We start from the raw sequence: 20,294 nt of genomic DNA on the forward strand, positions 1-20,294 counted from the left end.
GAAAATGAGGAGGAAACGTATGAAAAACAAATGGGCAAAAATTATACTGTCGGTAGCGATGCTAATTACAACGATATTTCCTAATGTTGTTTCTGTAAAAGCCACTACATCGGAAGAATATGAAATTTATCCGACAGTACAGAAATTGGATTATAAAGAAGGAAACTTTATTATCCAAAATAGTGTAAATGTAGTTTTTGAGGAAGGTATTGATACCTATACGCAGCAAAAACTTACCGATGTATTGAAAAACAAAGGAATCCAGATGAATGTAGGTAGCGAAAAAACAGATGCTACAACAAATATTCTTGTAGGAATTAAGGATTCAGGAAAATACGTGGATACCTATGCAAAAAACAATGTTGCATTTGATGCCAGTACTTTTGAGGGCACATTTGATCCTTATGTATTGGATATTCAAGATGGTGTTATCACAATTTTAGGTGAATCTTCTGATGGTGCTTATTACGGTATCGTATCCTTGATGCATATTTTGAATCAAATTGATGGAAAACGTGTACGTAATTTAACAATCAACGATTATGCCGATACGCAGACTCGTGGTTTTATCGAAGGATATTATGGTATTCCTTGGAGCAATGAGGATCGTATGGCGTTGATGGAATTCGGTGGTAATTTCAAAATGACATCGTATATTTTTGCACCGAAAGATGATCCTTATCATAAAAACTTGTGGAGAGAGGAATATCCGCAAGCGGAATTGAACGAAATCAAAAAAATGGTTGAAGTGGGATTGGCTTCTAAATGTCGCTTTGTATGGACAGCTCACCCGTTTATGGGAGGCTTTGATGCCAATCGAGTTGATGAAGAAATCGCAGCCTTATTAAACAAATTTGAACAGCTGTATGCTGCCGGAGTACGTCAATTCGGTGTGCTTGGCGATGATGTCGGTAATTTGGATCGCAATGTTGTGATTAAAATGATGAATGCTGTCAGCGAGTGGGGAGAAGCAAAAGGAGATGTTTATGATCCTGTATTCTGTCCTGCCGGATATAATCATAGCTGGCAAGGGGATTATAGTGAATTAAATGCGTATGATGAAGGCTTCCCGCAAAATGTGCAAATATTTTGGACGGGAGAAGCTGTTTGTCAGCCGGTAGAACAAAAAACCTTAGATCATTTCCGTAAACATAATCTTCCATCAGGTAAGCAATCCCGTCGTGCACCGCTGTTTTGGTTGAATTGGCCGGTAAATGACATTAACATGAATAGATTGCTGATGGGAAAGGGCAGCTTATTACATAACAATGTAAAACCAAAGGATTTGTCCGGAGTCGTTACCAATCCGATGCAAGATGCACATGCTTCCAAGGTAGCCTTGTTTGCAGTTGCTGATTTTGCATGGAATGTTTCTGCTTTTGATGCCGATAAGAGTTGGAAGGATAGCTTCAAGTATATTGATGAAGATGCTTATGAAGAACTTTATACACTTGCCAAACACATGTCTGATCCAAGTCCGAACGGACATGGGTTAGTATTGGAAGAAAGTGAAGAACTTGCTCCACTGTTAGATGATTTCCTAGATAAATTTAATAATGGAGGATTGCAGCAGACGGATTATGAGCGTTTATTAAATGAATTTACTGTTATCAAACAAGCCTGTGCAGATTTCCATAAGAAATCAAAGAATGAAGATTTAAAAGAGGAATTATTGCCGTTTACCAATGCTTTATCGGATCAAATGGACGCAGCTATATATTTAATCCAAACGCAAATGGCATTAGATGCTAACAATTCATTCGATGTTTGGAGCAATTATTCACAGGCGACTGCCAAAATTGCATCTTCTCAAACATACCAAAGACCGGTATTAGATGGCAATAAGGTAGCAATGCCGGGCTCTAAAAGAATTACACCTTTCATTACCAAGCTAAATGAATTATTAGCACCGAAGGTAAATTCTGTGATTGATGATACAAAAATAGTAACCTCTTTGATTACAAATCGTACGGATACACCAAACAATGCCTTGGAAAACTTGACAGATAATAATGAAAAGAGCGAAGTTATTTGGTCAAATCCAAATTCTGTGGAAGATGGTACGTATATTGGGTTATCCTATAATAAGCCTATTCATGTGAGTGATATTACGTTTAAAATGGGACAATCCGGAAATGCCAGCGATACATTCCAAAGTGCAAAAATTCAGTACAGTGAAGATGGGAAAACATGGAAGGACATTGAAGGCAGTGCATATACGGATCGAAGAGCAGTTGTTAGCGTAGAAGGTTTAGATCTTCAGGTTAAAGGAATTCGTTTGATTTCTACACAGAAACAAACGAATATGTGGTTGGGTTGCAAAGATATTATTGTAAATAAGAAAGATCAGCCTTCCGATCAAGATCAAATATTAACGGGAAAAGGTATTTATAATACTGAAAATATGACAATTCGTAATGGTCAGATTTCTCAATTAACCGATGGAAATACAAGTGAATATGTAGGGTTTGCGAAAGCACCATACGAAGGAAATGATAAGGATACTACATTGGAAGGTGCATGGGTAGGAATTGAGTTTGATCAGCCAACGAAAGTGAACCATATCGTTATTGAGCAGGCAACACCAGATGCTTCCAACGATCGTATTGATATAGCTACTTTAGAATATAGTGAAGATGGTACGGAATGGAAAACCATTCGTGAGCTTTCGAATTTAGGAGCGAAAGTAGAAGTATCCTTCGGTACGGTAACAGCGAAAAAGATTCGCCTTGTGAACAAACAAGCGAAGAATATTTGGTGGCGCGTCAGAGAAATTACCGCAAGCTTAAAAGCAAACGCTATTTCGCCAAGCGTATTTGTTTCAGATCGTTTCCAAATTTACGGCTCTAATGTAAAAGAGAATATGTTAGATGGCAATGAAGGAACTTTTGCTTGGTTTAGCTATTCCGGTGATACAGCACAGGTAGATGATTATGTAGGTTTGGATCTTGGAAAAGAAGTGTATTTGCATACTGTTTATTTCAGTATGGGAAGTGATTTCTGGGATACCTATGATTTGGAATATTCATTGGACGGACAAACATATAAGAAAATTCAAACTTTGAACGGTCAAAAGAACAATCTTGATTTGACAAAGCAGAATATTAAAGCACGCTATGTTCGCATGGTAAATAAAAAGACCAAAAAAGCATGGTTGAAGGTTAATGAATTTCAGGTAACGGGAGCAACCGAGATGTATCGCGGATTGGAAAATTTATTTACAAACTTGAATGTAGATATGCTAACACAAGTATTTGTGAATGCCGAAAATGATAAAACGGAATTAAAAGGTGTAAAAGATGTAATCTTAAAGCCAAATGATTATATCGGAGTTAAACTAAGTCGTATTAAGGATATTACAAATATTGATGTTTCCGCTGTTGACGGTTTAAAAATTCAAAGCTCTAAAAATGCCATTGTTTGGAACGATGTTTCCGCTAAGACTGATTTAGATGATGCGCGTTATGTTCGAGCAATCAATACCTCTGATCGTGATATAACATGCACATTTGATAAATTTATCGTATCCTCACATGAAATAGAACCGATTTCGGTAGTAAGCACCAATTTTAAAGATGAAGCTTCACATTTGAATGCCTTTGATAAAGATCGTACGACAGAAGCTGTATGGCAGGGAAGTCAAGTGAAAGGAAGCTATATTACTTATGATTTGGGACAGGAAATTGATTTACAATCCTTAAAGCTTGTATTACATGATGGAACGACGGATTTCCCTCGTCATGCGAAAGTATCCGTATCGACAGATGGTAAAGCATGGAAGGGTATCATGATGATCGGAAATCAAGAAGCCGATAATAAGGGAGAAGCTGAAAACACAGACAGTATTACGGATTTATTCCCAAATCATGAAATCTCTTATAATACGCTGGAAGCCAAAGACTTAAATACAAAGGCGCGTTATATTAAGTTTGAAATAACAAGAAATAAAGCCGGTGCGGATAAATGGGTGAGAATTCGAGAAATCGAATTGAATGGCGGTAATATGTACTTGCCATCTAGCAATGATCCGACCATTCTCAGCGACAGCAAGGAATTGATTGAAAGCAATCATAACACGATGCTGCAAATGATTGATGGCAATGTTTCCACAACCTTCCAACCTACATCTAAAAAAGCAGGTTCTTTCACCTACTATTTATCAGAAAATACAGATGTTACGAAAGTTTCTATTTTGCAAAGTCCTTCTACATTATCGAATGCCGAAGTCATTGTTGAGGTTGAGAAAGATGGTAAAGTAGAAAAGGTATCCGTAGGACGTTTAATGAGCAGCCTAAATGAATTCGATGTATCGGCATTTGATCATTTATTGTCTGTTACGGTAAAATGGAATGAGAATATGCCACCGGTTATTCATGAAATCATCACAGCGAAGTCTGTTATGACAAAGGTAGATAAGACTGCGTTAATTGCAACGTTGGAAAATGCACAAAAGATAGAACTTGATAATCTTACACCGGCAAGCGTGCAGGCATTAAATGATGCGATTGCTTTAGGTAAGGAAATCAAGGACAATATCTATGCCACACAAACAATGGTAGATTCTGCTGTTGCGCAATTAAAGGCAGCAATGGAACATAAGGTCGTAAAACCGGATCTGAATGCTTATGCAGCAAAACTAGAGGAGATCATCAAAGACGTTTTACCACAAGAAAATTATTTGTATAGAACATGGCGAGTTTATGAAGAACGTTTAGCAAATGCACAGGCAGCGAAAAGTGATGAAAATATTTCACAAGCCGAATTAGATGCTTTGTTGGAAAAACTGGAAAACGGTGTTGTACAGTTGGAATATGAAATTAACAGTATCGAAGAGCTGCAAGTTTTATATGAAAAGTTAAGTAAATTACATGCAGATGACTACACTGTTTATACTTTCGAACAATTGAAGAGTCTTTTATCTGATGCTAAAGCATTGATTGAAAAAGATGCATTAGATCGCCAATTGCCTTCAGTTGTGAAAGCAATGACAGAGAAGCTATCTTCTTACAGTAAGAATACATTGTTGTCAAAGGCAGAAGTAAAGAAATTGGAAGATGCGATTCTTGCGGCAGAAAAAATAGATCTAGGTGCTTATACTCCTGCAACGGCACAAATTCTTCGTGATGCGATTTCTAAGGCAAAGGAAATTGCAGCAAATACCAAGGCAGTAAAACAAGATGTTGTAAGTGCAATGGAAAATTTACAAAAAGCAATCGAACAGTTATTGCCATTGGAAGAATTGGAAGGCGTACGTGCAGAAATCGATCGTTTGAAGAATTTAGCACAAGAAGATTATACAGAGGCTTCTTATCAAGCTATGCAAAAGGAAATCAATCGAGTAGAAGAAGCATTACGAAACAATGGTACAGATTATGATGCGTATTTAAAGGCATTGCGAGAGGCAGAAAAGAACTTAGTAAGCATTGTAGAATTGCGTAACGTCATTCAAACAACGGAAGCGATGGATATGCAAATGTATGCTCAAGATAGCATTGATGCGTTACATGCTCTGTTGAAAGAAGCAAAAGAGCTTTATGTAGATGGCAGTGAAAAAGCAATTGCTGAGATGATAAAGACTATTTCTGAAGAAGTAAACCGTATGTATTTGAATGCCGACTACGTTCAAGCACAGATAAAAGATTTTGCTGTATTGTTAAATGGAAACTATACTGAAAACAGTAAAAAGGAAATGCAGAAGCTGTTGGAAGAAATTGAAAGTAAGCAGGATCAAATGACAATGGATTTGTTGCAGTCTTATGTAGAGAAGCTGGAAAAAGCGAAAGCGATGCTGGTGGATACAACGGAATTGTTGCATGCATTAGAGGAAGCAAAAAACATTGACAGTGAACTATACACAGCTTCTTCCTTTGAAAAATATACAGCTATTATAAACGATATCGAGAAGCTGTTAATTAATGGCAGTGTTACCGAAATTCAAGATGCTTTGCAGGATTTAAGGGCTGCGAAAGAAGTGTTGGTAGAACAAGCAAGTGTGGATAAGCTACAAGCTCTTATTGACAAATATTCAAATATGGATTTAAACGCTTATACAGAGGATAGCAGAAATGCATTGTTAGCGGAATTAGAAATCGGTCGATTTATGATTTTAGAAGGCAATGCAAGCGAAAATGATATTGCATCACAGATTAAAAGAATCGAAGCTGCTGCCAGTGGATTGGTTAAAAAGGCGAATCCTAATGAGCAGGAAAAAGATGAAGTGGGGAACGTTCATACAGGTGATACTACTGCCATGAACGGTTGGATTGTTTTGATGATGGTATCTATGATTGCCGGCTGTATAGTATATATCAGAAAGAAACGCTATGCGACGAAATAATCGTAATAGCTTCTTTGATAAATGAAAAAGCATAGAAATATGCAATTATGAGGTAATCAAATAAGCGACTGTGCACTTTACAGTCGCTTTTTCAATGTTTTGATAGAAAAGTATAGCGTTTTCATGTATAATATAAAATATGAAATGTAAACGATTGCAAAGAGGAGGAATGTTTCATGTCTAAGAAATATGTTTATCTTTTTTCAGAAGGTAATGAGACCATGCGTGAGCTTCTTGGTGGAAAAGGAGCAAATCTTGCGGAGATGATGACGCTTGGAATGCCTGTACCTTATGGCTTTACGGTAACAACCGAGGTCTGTAACCAATATTATGCGGACGAAGAAAAAATTAACGATGAAATTCGTAAGCAGATCTTTGAATATTTGATGAAATTGGAGGAACTATCAAATAAACAATTCGGAGATCCGAAAAATCCATTACTTGTTTCCGTACGCTCCGGAGCACGTGCATCTATGCCCGGTATGATGGATACTATTTTAAATTTGGGAATGAATGATGAAGTGGTTGAGGGAGTCGCTGCTCTTACGGATAATCCACGCTTTGCTTATGATTCTTATCGCCGCTTTATTCAGATGTTCGCAGATGTTGTTATGGGATTAAATAAAGCAAAATTTGAAGAAATCATAGACGAAATTAAAGAAAAGAAAAAAATTAAAGAGGACTTGGATTTAGATGCCGAGGATATGAAGGAGCTTGTAAAACGTTTTAAGGCATTTTATCAGGATTGTTTGCATGAAGATTTTCCACAAGATCCAAGAGAACAGCTCTATCGGGCAATTGAGGCAGTATTCCGCTCATGGAATAATCAGCGTGCAATCTTCTATCGCAAAATGAATGATATTCCAAGCGATTGGGGAACAGCTGTAAATGTGCAGATGATGGTTTTCGGTAATATGGGGAATGATTGCGGTACCGGTGTTGCCTTTACGCGTAATCCAAGCACCGGAGAAAATAAGCTGTATGGTGAATTTTTAATGAATGCACAGGGAGAAGATGTCGTTGCCGGTATTCGTACACCACAAAAGATCGATCAGTTAAAAGAGGTTGCTCCAGAGGCATATGAACGATTTGTGGAAATTTGTTCGATTTTGGAAAAGCATTACAAAAATATGCAGGATATGGAATTTACGATTGAAAAAGGTAAATTGTTTATGCTTCAAACACGCAATGGTAAACGTACGGCTGCTTCGGCATTAAAGATTGCATGTGATATGGTAGATGAAGGCATGATTACGAAGGAAGAAGCATTGATGATGGTAGAGCCTAAGCAACTAGATTCTTTGCTGCACCCACGCTTTGATGACGAGGACTTAAAAAGTGCTAAGCCAATTGCTTCTGCATTGCCGGCATCTCCAGGTGCTGCTTGCGGACATATTGTTTTCTCTGCTGAAGAAGCAATTGCTGAAACAGCAGTTGGAAATAAGGTTATTTTGGTACGCTTAGAAACCTCACCGGAAGATATTGAAGGAATGCATGTTTCCGAGGGCATCTTAACGGTACGTGGCGGTATGACCAGTCATGCGGCGGTCGTTGCCAGAGGAATGGGTGCTTGCTGTGTATCCGGTTGTGGAGAAATTAAGATCAACGAAGAAGAAAAATACTTTGAGGTAGGCGGACAACGCTATAATAAGGGAGATTATATTTCTTTAGATGGTTCAACGGGAAATGTGTATGGACGTCAGATTAAGACCGTTCCGGCAGAGATCAGCGGAGATTTTGAACGCTTCATGACATGGGCTGATGAGGTACGTGTATTAAAGGTGCGTACCAATGCGGACACTCCGAAAGACGCACAACAGGCAGTGAAATTCGGAGCGGAAGGTATTGGTTTGGTTCGTACGGAGCACATGTTCTTTGAAGGAGATCGCATTAAAGCAGTACGTGAAATGATTGTTTCGAAAACTGAAGGACAGCGTCGTAAGGCATTAGCCAAACTGCTTCCTATGCAGCGAAGTGATTTCGAAGGCATTTATGAAGCAATGGAGGGACGTCCGGTAACGATTCGTTATTTAGATCCGCCTTTGCATGAGTTTTTACCAACTAGCTCTTACGATATTACACAGCTGGCAAAGGATATGAAAATTGATTTGAATGAGCTGCGTGCTGTGATTACCAGCCTTCATGAATTCAATCCGATGATGGGACATCGTGGTTGTCGATTGGCTATTTCCTATCCGGAAATTGCGGAAATGCAGACAACTGCCGTCATGGAAGCTGCAATCAATGTCATGCGTAAGCATTCGGATTGGACAATGGAACCGGAAATTATGATCCCGCTTGTTGGTGATAAAGCAGAGCTGAAATATGTTAAAAATGTGGTTGTGCGTACCGCAGATGAAATCTTGGCACGTGAAAAGGTAGATATGAAGTATCATGTCGGTACGATGATTGAAATCCCACGAGCTGCCCTATTGGCAGATGAAATTGCTAAGGAAGCGGAATTCTTTAGCTTCGGTACAAATGATTTGACACAAATGACATTTGGTTTTTCACGTGATGATGCCGGAGGCTTTTTGAATGATTATTATGAAAAGAAAATCTTTGAACAGGATCCTTTCGCAAGAATCGATCAGAAGGGTGTCGGTAAATTGATTCAGTTGGCAGCTGAGGGAGGACGCAGTACACGTCCTGATATTAAACTGGGTATTTGCGGTGAGCATGGTGGTGATCCTAGCTCCATTGAATTCTGTCATCGTATGGGATTGACGTATGTTTCTTGCAGTCCGTTCCGTGTTCCGATTGCTCGTTTAGCGGCAGCACAGGCTGCTATCAAAAATAGATAGAAATTCTCTAACCCTTGATTTAAATTAATTATGAACAAGCTATTGCTTTTAGAAGAACAAATAGTTGTTATGTTCGTAAAAATCAATGGAAAGATACTATCGTTAGGCGTTTGAAGAATCTTGATTTGGTAAGCGTATCATTAAACAGTGGTACGCTTATTCTTATCTAAAAGTAAATATTATGAATACATAGAGTGTTTGCTTATCTAATTAAGATCTGTGGACGCTCTAATTTTTTGTTATTTGAAAAGGAAAAATTCGTATGAGCATGTATTTTAAAGAAAAAGAAACTGCATAAGAGGACAGGATTGCTTAATGGGGATCTTACTCGAAATTGGGTAAATGATGAAATGGCAGCACAAGAAATTGTACTGTTTTAATTTAATGAAATCATTATTTATCTAAAATCAACTGTACATGAGGATAAGTGTCCTGTTTGTGAAAGTAAAGTTACTGAACTCCGTAATACTTATCATAGAAAAATCCAATCAATCCCTATAAGAAATAAAACCACATATCTTGATATTATTGCTTATAAATATGACTGCACTAATAAACATTGTGAAAGAAAGATAATCATGCAGGATTTACCTTTTGCATTGGCTTCACAAAGAAAAACCGACGATTTGAACTAAACAGTAAGATTGATACTCTAATTACTGTTAATAATGAACAGAGGTACTCAAAATACTATTAAATTTATTAACACCGGTAATTGTGAACCAGAATAAAGTAGATTCGACGCAGTGCTATTTTATAAGACAAAAAGCAGTCAATCTTAAAGATAAACTGCTTGATTGAAGAAAAATATATTCTCTATTATTGATAAATCCGAATACGAAAAACGTACTTCATCGCTTTACATGGATAAGTTATCCAAAAGTGTTGCTAGATTTTGTTTATGCCAAGAAGCCCCAACCATCGTTTTGTTTACTTTGAATGTCAGAACTCCTTTGGAAGTAACGATTTCCAATTCATAAGACATTAGCTTTTTATGAAATTGTACACTGCTTATTTCTTCCTTGGGCAAAAATAGGAGTGCATTTTCCTCTGGTTTTCCGGTAGTATTATTTAAACCGATAACGGATAAGCCATTGTCATTAAAATGCAATGCAAAATATTGCATAGAAAAGGCAGTGGCAATCGCTCCGAGAGCATAGGTGAACTTATTGGGATAGATAACACCGATGATAGATGTATGCTCCTTATATGAGATATTTTTTGCATAAAGGTATTGTTGAATATCCTGTTCTTTTAGCATGGTTCTTACCCTCCTGATATCCGAATATATTTTATCAATTTCTAGTACCATTTTATCATTTGAAGGTTGAGAAAACAATATGTTTTTATAAAGCACGCTCCATTGAAACCGGTGATGACAGCTCTTGCAGATGTTTGAATAGAGGGTATCTCTTTTCAATATTTTACATATACTGTAACATGAGAAAAATAAAGATCAAGCGATTGAAAAAGCTTCGCCTGCTGTTGATTCTTTTGATAGCGATAGCATCTATTTATTTGGGTGCACAATATGTTTATCATTATGTGGAGCCGCAGCTACAAGCAGTTGCCAAGCAGAAGGTCAGCTTTGCCATCAATAATATTGTAAAAGAGGTATTAGCGGATATGGAGTATCGACAAGAGGATCTAATAGAAGTAAAGCATGTAGGGGAGCAGTTTGTAGATGTGGAATATGATTCGTATGAACTGAATCAAATCTTATATACGGCATTAAATACAATAGATGCTTCTTTGTTAGCGGCACAAGATGGAAAAGAAGATCCGACAACCGAAGCGGTTTTTTATAAAGAAGGTATTGTCTTTGAAATACCGTTGGGATATTTGAGTCATTTGTTTTTTCTGCATGATAAAGGTCCTACAATACCGGTGCGTATGAAAATAATCAATGATGTGAACGGAGAAATACGGATTGAAAATGAAGCTTACGGGGTTAATAGCACGTTAATGAAAATTGTATTGGAAATTTCGGTCAATGCGGAGGTCTTGACATATTTGAGTACAACACCCTTACAGGTTACAAGTGAGCTGCCTTTGGTGGTACAGATCATCAACGGTAAGGTGCCAGAGATGACACCTTATACAATAACCGAATAAAGATAATGGGAAACGATATAGTAAATAACAAAAAGAGCTATACAATGCATAGCTCTTTCTATTTCAAATGGTGGGGACGGTGGGACTTGAACCCACACGGGATTAACTCCCAACGGATTTTAAGTCCGTTGCGTCTGCCTATTTCGCCACGACCCCATAAAAAATTGGAGGTTCCGACCGGATTTGAACCGGTGATCACAGAGTTGCAGTCTATTGCCTTACCACTTGGCTACGGAACCGGTTCTTTTTTTAACACGGTGCTATAATATTCTAACATAAAGGCGGAAAAAAGCAATAGGAATTTATGATTTTTTTGTATAAATTGTTAATTTGGCATATCAATCTTCAAAAAAAAGAAATATTTGTTGTACTTTTAAATAAACAGCTAGAAAGAACAGGGGGAATGGATTGCAGTATGTGAAGTCTTTTTTAGCTATATCATAAAGAAGAAAAAGGGATTATTATTTTCTGTGAATTTCATACTGCATCAATTTGAAAATATGGTATCATTATAAGAGCTAGAAATGAGGGATATGATGGAATTAAAGCTGATTGATTTATTAGAACGTATCCAAGAGAATTATCCGGATAAGGAATATTTTGAGGGTGGAGTATTTACACAAAAGCCGGTGTATAAAGGACGTGAAAATAAACTGGAAATAGATCTCTCACTGGAAGCGATTTTGCCTTATGGGGTGTGGGATATTTTTTGCACACGATTAACAACCTTGACAAAATGTCGTTTAGATATGACGATAAGTGCAAAGCAATCTGCCAGTGATATTTTGAATGTCAGTAAATATGTTCATCATTATGTTTCTTTACACCCTACTTTTAAGGTTTTTCGGGATTTCTTACCACGTTTAGAAGAAAACAAGTATTTGATTTATTCCATCGGTGATGATCATCTGCGTGAATTTGCGATTCAAAATAAGCATGAGGTACAGGGCTTTTTAAAACGCTGTGGGTTTTGCTTGGAAATTCTTGTCGAGGAGCGCAAGCCCACTATGAGTATCCAAACGGTTGCTGTGAAAGAAGAACCAAAGCCGGTAAAGGTATATGAAGAAAAAAAGGCTATGAGCTTTAAGCCTAAGAAAAAAGGCTTGGATCAGTATGTGCCTTTTGCTATTCATGATATTACAGAGGAATGCCATGACATTCGTATCAAGGGAAAGATTTTTGAAACAGAGATTCGTACCTTGCGTAATGAAAAGGATATTCAAATGCTTTGGATTGCCGATGAGCAAGATGCCATTGTCATGAAGCGCTTTGAACGCGGAGCGATTACCAAAGAGGTTTTGCGAGAAATTCAAACCGGAGATTATGTGGTTGCCTATGGTAAGGTGGAGTATGATAATTTTACACGGGATTTAGTATTTATGCCGGACGTAATTGAAAAGGTTGCGGAGGTAAAACGAATTGACGATGCGGAGGAAAAAAGAGTAGAGCTTCATGTGCATACCAAGCTTTCGGAAATGGACGGTGTTTGCGGTATTGAAGAATATATTGAAACGGCAAACGAATGGGGCATGAATGCGATTGCCTGTACCGATCATTTGGTTGTACAAGCCTTCCCAAAGGCACAGCATAAAGTAGCTGCCATTAACAAGAAAAGGGAAACACCATTTAAAATGATCTATGGTATTGAAATGAATATGGTCGATCCATATTTACAAATTGTACGTAATGTAAAGGAAATCGGATTAGAGGAAGGCACCTATTGTGTATTTGACTTGGAAACAACCGGACTTTCTTCTCGTTTTGATCATATCATTGAATTCGGTGGACAGATTGTAAAAGATCGTACTTGCATCAAAAGCTTACAGCTGTTTATTAAGCCTCCAGTTCCGATTCCTGCGCATATTGTCGAATTGACGGGAATTAGTGAAGAACATGTGCGCAATGCCAAATCGTTTGCGGAGTGTGCGGATCAAATTTTGGATTTTATTGGCGATAGTATCTTAGTTGCGCATAATGCTGATTTTGACTATAACTTTTTAAATAGTGAACTTGTTCGTATCGGCAGAAAGCCACTTGATAATCCGGTCATTGATACCTTGGATTTGGCACGTAGTATGCAGGATCGTAAGGGATATCGCTTGGGACAGATTGCCCGTAGCTATGGAATTCGTTATGATGAGGACGTAGCCCATCGTGCGGATTACGATGCGGAAGTTTTAGCAAACACGTATATGAATATGCTGAATGATCTAAAGCATATTCAAAATCTCGCTGCTTTGCAGGATATGCAAAATGCCCGCAGCTTTACGAAGGTCAGAGCGAAACATGTTACTATTTTGGTGAAGAATGCTGCCGGTTTGAAGGAATTGTTTGAGCTTGTTACCCTATCCCATACGAAATATTTATCTTATAGTGATAAAAGTACCGGTAATATTGTTGCCGAGCCACGTATTTTACGTGAAGAAATCGAAAAGCGTCGAAGAAATGGAAATCTTTTAATTGGCTCAAGCTGTTTGAATGGTGAGGTCTTTGATATTGCACAGACTCGCGGGGAGGAAGAGCTGTTAAAGGTCATGCAGTTTTATGATTATATCGAGTTGCAGCCATTAGGAAATTATCGTCATTTGGTCGAACGTGATTCCATTGAGAGCATGGATCGTTTAAAGGAAATTTTGCGTTCGATAGTCGAAGCAGCAAAAAAATGCGGGAAACGGATCATCGCAAGCGGAGATGTGCATTATGCTCACCCGAATGAGAAAATGATTCGTGATATTTATATTTCTTCTCAAGCCATTGGCGGAATCCGACACCCTTTATACATATACAATCAAGAAAAACGCCGCAAGTTTAAATCTCCGGATCAGCATTTATTGACAACGAAGGAAATGCTGAAGGAATTTGCTTGGTTAGGAGAGAAAGAGGCATATACCTATGTAGTAACCAATACCAATGCGATTGCGGATATGATTGAGGTTGTAAAGCCGGTAAAGGATCGCCTATATCCACCGGATATTGAGGGCAGTGATCAAAAGCTGATTGATATTTGTTATGAAAATGCACATAAAAAGTATGGACCTAATTTGCCGGATATCGTGGAAGAGCGCTTGAAACGTGAATTGGACAGTATCATCGGACATGGATTTTATGTTGTTTATTATATTTCTCACTTACTCGTGAAGAAAAGCTTGAATGACGGCTATTTGGTCGGCTCACGAGGTTCGGTAGGATCGAGTTTTGTTGCGACTATGGCAGAGATTACGGAAGTAAATCCGTTAGCACCGCATTATGTTTGTCCAAAATGTCATTATGTTAAGTTTTTCACTGATGGAAGTGTAGCTGATGGCTTTGATTTACCGGATATTCAATGCCCGAATTGTGGGGAAACGATTCGTGGAGACGGACATGATATTCCTTTTGAAACCTTTCTTGGCTTTGAGGGAGACAAGGTTCCGGATATCGACTTAAACTTCTCGGGCGATTATCAGCCAACTGCCCATGCGTATACCAAGGAGGTATTTGGTGAGGATCATGTTTATCGTGCCGGAACGATCGGTACGGTTGCAACACAGACTGCTTTTGGTTATGTGAAAGGGTATCAAGAGGAAATGGGGATCGAGGGAGGTATGCGAAACGCTCAGGTATTGCGCCTTGCGAAAGGGTGTGAAGGAGTGAAACGTACTACCGGACAGCACCCGGGAGGAATCATTGTTATTCCGTTGGATTTGGACGTACATGATTTTACACCGGTGCAATATCCTGCCAATAATCCGAACGCCGATTGGAAAACCACCCATTTTGAATTTCATGATATTCATGATAATGTATTGAAGTTTGATATTTTAGGACATGTCGATCCGACAGCCATGCGTATGCTGCAACGTATCAGCGGGGTCGATCCGGTTACGATTCCGATGAATGATCCGGAAACAATGAGTATTTTCAGTAAAGTAGATGCTTTGAAAATCGATACTTCAAAAGCATGTGATAAAACCGGAGCTGCCGGGTTGCCGGAGTTTGGTACAAAATTCGTACGCGGTATTTTGGAGCTTACGGAACCAACGACATTTGATGAATTGTTGAAAATTTCCGGTTTGTCGCATGGTACCGATGTATGGCTTGGAAATGCCAAGGATTTGATCGATCAAAATATTTGTACCTTAAAGAGTGTTATCGGTTGTCGTGATGACATTATGGTGTATTTGCTGCATAAAGGCTTAGAACCGAAACTAGCCTTCACAATCATGGAATCGGTTCGTAAGGGAAAAGGACTTCGTGATGAATGGATACCGGAGATGAAAAAGCATGGGGTTGAGGATTGGTATATTGAATCATGTAAAAAAATCAAATATATGTTCCCCAAAGCACATGCTACTGCCTATGTTATGATGGCAATTCGTATTGCATGGTTTAAGGTTCATTTGCCACAATATTATTATTGTATGTTCTTTTCTATTCGTTGCGATGCTTACGACATTCAAACGATGATTCAAGGAGAGCAGGCGATTCGCCGTCGTATGAACGATATTGATGAGCGCTTACGTAACAATGAGACGAAAAGAGATGTTTCAAAGAAGGATAAGGATATTTACAATACCTTAGAACTGGCACTTGAAATGGTGCTGCGTGGTTATTTCTTCCGTAATATTGATTTAAATCGTTCCGCTTCCAGTGAGTTTATTGTCGATCCGGATAATGATCATTATCTGATTCCGCCTTTTACAAGTATTGACGGATTGGGGGAAAACGTTGCGGATACGGTCGTTGAAGCCCGTAAGCATGGGGCTTTCTTATCGAAAGAAGATTTGCAACGACGTACCAGTTTAAGTGGAACACTAATAAAGACCTTGGAGTCTATGGGGGTATTGGAAGGACTGCAAGATGAAAATCAAATGTCTTTGTTTGGTTGATTCATAATTATTAGATAAAAACAGATCGAAGGGTCTGTTTTTTTAGTGTTTTCGAAGAATTTGTATAAGAATAGGAAAGAGAAAAGGCTTTTTGTAAGAAATGAAAGAGAGGGGATATTTTCTGTAAAAAAAGGTCGAAGGAAGAACGGAAAAATCTTTAAAAAAACTATACAAAGAAATCATAAATTGATATAATAGTGGCGTAGTGTAGCGGAAAGTGGTGGAAAGTGGAGGTGTTGACAATGTTCATGGGTGAATATGCTCATAACCTAGATGCAAAAGGGCGTATTATTATCCCGGCAAAATTCCGTGAGGAATTGGGTGAAGAGGTTGTCGTAACACGTGGAATGGACTGCTGCTTGAACATATACACAAAGGAGCAATGGAATACATTACTTGAACAGCTGACAAAGCTTCCGAGCACAAAGGCAGATGCTCGTAAATTTGTACGTGCAATGGGAGCTAAAACGGCGCATGTTGAAATTGATGCACAGGGAAGAATTAAGCTTCCTTTGAATTTAATTGCCCTTGCTCATCTGGAAAAGGAATGTATGGTCGTGGGAGTTTTGAATTATGTGGAAATTTGGGCAAAAGATAAATATGAGGCGATGGACGCAGAGTCCAATGAAGCCTTCGAAACGATTGCCGAAAGCCTGACGGAGTTTATGCTATGAGTAAGCATTACAGTGTGCTGTTGTCAGAGTGCTTGGAAGGTTTGGCGATACGTGCAGACGGTATTTATGTTGATGGGACCTTGGGGCGTGGTGGACACAGTGCCCAAATCCTGCAACGTATTCCCAAAGGACATCTTTATGCCTTTGACCGGGACGAAACAGCAATTAAGGAAAGTAAAGAACGTTTGTTATCCATTGCAAGTAATTTTACATTGATACATAATCAGTTTTCCATGTTAAAAGAAGAACTGAGTAATCGAGGAATTTATCAAATAGACGGTATGCTGTTGGATTTAGGGGTATCTTCACCACAATTTGATGATGGAGAGCGTGGTTTTAGCTATCGTTACGATGCGCCGTTGGATATGCGTATGGATCAAAGCCAACAGAAAAATGCTTATGATGTGGTTAATTCTTATGATTATCACGAGCTTGTACGTATTTTTTATCAGTATGGTGAGGAGAAGTTTGCTAAGCAGATTGCCAAAAATATCGAAAAGCAACGAGCAATTAAGCCGATAGCAACGACCTTTGAATTGGTGGAGGTAATCAAAGCTTCTCTGCCGGCAAAAGTATTGAATAAAAAAGGGCACCCGGCGAAAAAGGTTTTCCAAGCCATTCGTATCGAGGTCAATGATGAGCTTAAGGAAATCGAAACGGTTTTACAAGATGCGATGGATATGCTCGCTGTCGGAGGCAGATTGTGTGTAATAAGCTTTCAGTCCTTGGAGGATCGCATCGTAAAGGAAGCATTTCATGAGCGTAGTACACCGAAAAAGGTGGATAAACGTATTCCTATGTTACCGCAGGATATAGAAACAGTAGATTATCGGTTGGTAAATCGTAAACCGATTATAGCAAGTGAAGAAGAATTGGAAGAGAATAATCGTTCTCATTCCGCAAAGCTTCGAATAATTGAAAGAGTAGGGTGAGAGAAGATCATGACGAAGGCAAAGCTTGTAAAGAGAAAAAGAAAATTAAGAATTGAAGGAATTGCGGCATTATTATTTACAATTTCCGCATTTGCGTTTATGGGAGCAAAATTTGGATTGCATTCTTATAATATCGTACTTCAAAAAGAGGCTCAGCAAATCAAACAGCAGGAGCAAACTTTAAAGGAAGCGGTGGCGAACTTACAAAATGAAGTAAATACTTTGCAAAGTCGTGATCGTGTACTTAGTATGGTTGAAGGAGAAGGAATCAGTACAAATCAAAATGTTGTAGTTGTGGGTGAAGGCGAGTAAACGATAAAAAGGTGTGAGGATATATGGATATTCGAAGAAGCAATCGTACGTTGTTTTTTATGATGATCATTATCGGGGTCATTGGGGCAATTATTATTTCCAATGTCCTTTTTACTATGGTTACACATAAACATTTTCGTAGTGGTGTGAATATTAAGGAATTTAAAGATGCGGATATATCCAATACACAGGTTATCAAAGCAAATCGAGGGACGATTTATGATCGCAATAATGAAGTAATTGCACAAGACGAGGATACCTATACGATTGTTGCTTATTTAGATGAAAGTCGCAAGGGAATCGGAGATGTTGATGCTTATGTAAAAGATATTCGTAAAACTGCGCGTCTTTTGGCGAATGAGCTTGGTGCGGAAGAAGAAAGTATTTATAATACCTTGCAGGAGGCAAAGGATAGTGGAAAATATCAGACGGAGCTTGGAATCATCGGCAAAAATATCAATAATGCTAAGAAGGAAAAAATTGAAATCTTGCAGCTTCCGGGAATTGAATTTACCAAGAGCGTACGACGCAATTATCCAAATGGAGTGTTTGCTTCCCATTTGGTAGGGTATGCACAATATGATGAAAAAAGCGATCAGTTAGTAGGTCAAATGGGATTGGAAGCGACTTTAAATGATTATTTGACAGGTAAAGACGGAGAAATTTTTTATCAGCAGGACGTGAATGGCTTAGTGCTTCCGGGAACAAGCTATACTAAAAAATATGCAGAAAACGGAAACAATGTGTATCTGACTTTAGATCGAAATGTGCAGCTTACCTTACAGAGCAGCTTGGAAAAAACCGTTACACAGGAAAATGCCAAGGTTGGCTGGGGAATCGTAATGGAAGTAGAAACCGGTAGAATTTTAGGCTATGCTTCCTATCCTTCCTTTGATTTAAACAACCGTAACAATCTTAAGGATTATACAGATGTTCCTGCTAACTTTCTATACGAGCCGGGTTCTGTTATGAAGGGTATCACCTATGCGGCAGCGATTGACAGCGGTGTATATCCTTATGACAGCTATTATAACAGTACTGTATTTTATTATGGTGTCGATGCAAGCGGGAAAATTTATCGATCACCTACTCCGGTGAGTGGTTTGGCGCCGATTCGTGATGCTTTAGGGAAGGATTTTGGAAAAATTACCTTTGATGAAGGATTTAAGGTATCAAGTAATATTGCGATTTGTGAATTATTAACCAATTATATGAATCCGGAGGTATATCGGGAATATGTGAAAAAATTTGGCTTTTTACGCGAGGTTGCTATTCCCTTTGTGCCAAACAGTGCCGGAAGCATGGCATGGGAATATGCTTCCGATAAGCTTTCTACCGGATTCGGACAGGGGATATCAATCAACGCTTTGCAAATGGCACAGGCTTATACTGCAATTTTGAATGATGGAAAGATGGTGCGGCCATACGTGGTAGAACGTATAGTTGATGCTAATTCCAATAAAATAATTAAGCAGTATGATACGAAACAGGTGGCAACACCGATTAAAAAGGAAACAAGTGAATATATGCGTAAGCTGATGGCAAAGGTTGTTGAGCAGGGAGGTACCGGGTATAGCTATGCATTGGAGGACGTGCAGGTGATTGCGAAAACCGGAACCGGAGAAATTGCGACCGAAAACGGATACGATGGCTCACTATATACCAACTCGGTCATGCTGGCTGCCCCGGCAGATGATCCAAAGGTCATGGTGTATTATTGTTTCCAAAGCAGCAATATTTCCAATTATTCAAGAGAACCGATGAAGGAATTGATGCGTACGACCTTAGTGGCAGCCAATATTACCTCGCAGGAAAATACGGGAGATGAAAAAACGTATAGTGATTGGAAGCAATATTCTATGCCATCGCTTACCAACCATTCATTAAGCTACGCACAGAAAAAATTGGCGGAAATGGCAGTAAATACAGTTGTGATCGGAAACGGAACAAGTATTGTTAAACAATATCCGCAAGAAAATCAAACAATTGTATCGAATCAAAATATTTTCTTATTAAGTGATGGCACGGCTATTACGATGCCAGATATGACGAATTGGACCAAGAAGGATATTACTGCCTTTTGGGAGTTAACCGGTATTTCTATTCAAATGGAAGGAAGCGGGCGTGTGGTTTCGCAAAATGTTGCGAAAGGAACTGCGATTGATACCAATAGTCAAATAAGTTTAAAAATGGAGTAAATAAAAGCTGGTGCGAAAGGGTGCCAGCTTTTATCATGAATTTCATGTAGCTAA

Annotated in this window: 10 protein-coding genes and 2 tRNA genes; 9 read left to right on the plus strand and 3 right to left on the minus strand. The window is 38.6% G+C overall.

Annotation, left to right across the window (positions count from 1 at the left end):
* Positions 1-19 precede the first annotated feature (19 nt).
* The 3 genes from EUBDOL_RS07250 (at position 20) to EUBDOL_RS11945 (ending at position 9,776) form a co-directional block, all read left to right on the plus strand.
* Positions 20-6,337 (plus strand): beta-N-acetylglucosaminidase domain-containing protein, encoded by a 6,318-nt coding sequence (locus EUBDOL_RS07250; protein ID WP_050750087.1) that lies wholly within the window; start codon positions 20-22, stop codon positions 6,335-6,337.
* A 176-nt stretch (positions 6,338-6,513) separates the two neighbouring features.
* The gene (gene ppdK, locus EUBDOL_RS07255; protein WP_004800138.1) at positions 6,514-9,141 is read left to right on the plus strand and encodes a pyruvate, phosphate dikinase; all 2,628 of its coding nucleotides are present in this window, start codon (positions 6,514-6,516) and stop codon (positions 9,139-9,141) included.
* A gap of 395 nt (positions 9,142-9,536) precedes the next feature.
* Positions 9,537-9,776, plus strand: a complete 240-nt coding sequence (locus EUBDOL_RS11945) for a transposase family protein (protein WP_226812030.1) — start codon at positions 9,537-9,539, stop codon at positions 9,774-9,776.
* A gap of 224 nt (positions 9,777-10,000) precedes the next feature.
* On the opposite strand, the gene EUBDOL_RS07260 is transcribed toward EUBDOL_RS11945, so the two are convergent.
* Complete coding sequence (locus tag EUBDOL_RS07260; RefSeq protein WP_040463506.1) at positions 10,001-10,402, minus strand: hypothetical protein; 402 nt, start codon at positions 10,400-10,402, stop codon at positions 10,001-10,003.
* A 179-nt stretch (positions 10,403-10,581) separates the two neighbouring features.
* On the opposite strand from EUBDOL_RS07260, the gene EUBDOL_RS07265 reads away from it, so the two are divergent.
* Positions 10,582-11,256: a sporulation protein YunB gene (locus EUBDOL_RS07265; RefSeq protein ID WP_004800141.1), complete on the plus strand. Its 675-nt coding sequence runs from the start codon at positions 10,582-10,584 to the stop codon at positions 11,254-11,256.
* Positions 11,257-11,324: 68 nt separating this feature from the next.
* On the opposite strand, the gene EUBDOL_RS07270 is transcribed toward EUBDOL_RS07265, so the two are convergent.
* Together EUBDOL_RS07270 and EUBDOL_RS07275 are read right to left on the minus strand one after the other, a co-directional pair.
* A tRNA-Leu gene (locus tag EUBDOL_RS07270) sits at positions 11,325-11,412 on the minus strand.
* 9 nt (positions 11,413-11,421) lie between these two features.
* Positions 11,422-11,495: transfer RNA gene (locus tag EUBDOL_RS07275), tRNA-Cys, on the minus strand.
* A gap of 297 nt (positions 11,496-11,792) precedes the next feature.
* Here EUBDOL_RS07275 and EUBDOL_RS07280 point away from each other — a divergent pair.
* From EUBDOL_RS07280 to EUBDOL_RS07300, 5 genes are all read left to right on the plus strand, one after another.
* Positions 11,793-16,124, plus strand: coding sequence for a PolC-type DNA polymerase III (locus EUBDOL_RS07280; RefSeq protein WP_040463510.1), 4,332 nt, complete (start codon positions 11,793-11,795; stop codon positions 16,122-16,124).
* A gap of 242 nt (positions 16,125-16,366) precedes the next feature.
* Entirely contained in the window at positions 16,367-16,798 is a 432-nt protein-coding gene (gene mraZ / locus EUBDOL_RS07285) for a division/cell wall cluster transcriptional repressor MraZ (protein ID WP_004800149.1), read from the plus strand.
* Positions 16,795-17,730, plus strand: coding sequence for a 16S rRNA (cytosine(1402)-N(4))-methyltransferase RsmH (rsmH, locus tag EUBDOL_RS07290; RefSeq protein ID WP_004800151.1), 936 nt, complete (start codon positions 16,795-16,797; stop codon positions 17,728-17,730). The genes mraZ and rsmH overlap by 4 nt, the downstream gene beginning before the upstream one ends.
* A gap of 9 nt (positions 17,731-17,739) precedes the next feature.
* Positions 17,740-18,042, plus strand: coding sequence for a cell division protein FtsL (locus EUBDOL_RS07295; protein WP_004800153.1), 303 nt, complete (start codon positions 17,740-17,742; stop codon positions 18,040-18,042).
* A gap of 23 nt (positions 18,043-18,065) precedes the next feature.
* Complete coding sequence (locus EUBDOL_RS07300) at positions 18,066-20,240, plus strand: penicillin-binding protein (protein ID WP_040463513.1); 2,175 nt, start codon at positions 18,066-18,068, stop codon at positions 20,238-20,240.
* Positions 20,241-20,294: the final 54 nt, after the last annotated feature.

The sequence above is a fragment of the Amedibacillus dolichus DSM 3991 genome (assembly GCF_000154285.1).
In the GTDB taxonomy this organism is placed as follows: Bacteria; Bacillota_I; Bacilli_A; order Erysipelotrichales; family Erysipelotrichaceae; genus Amedibacillus; species Amedibacillus dolichus.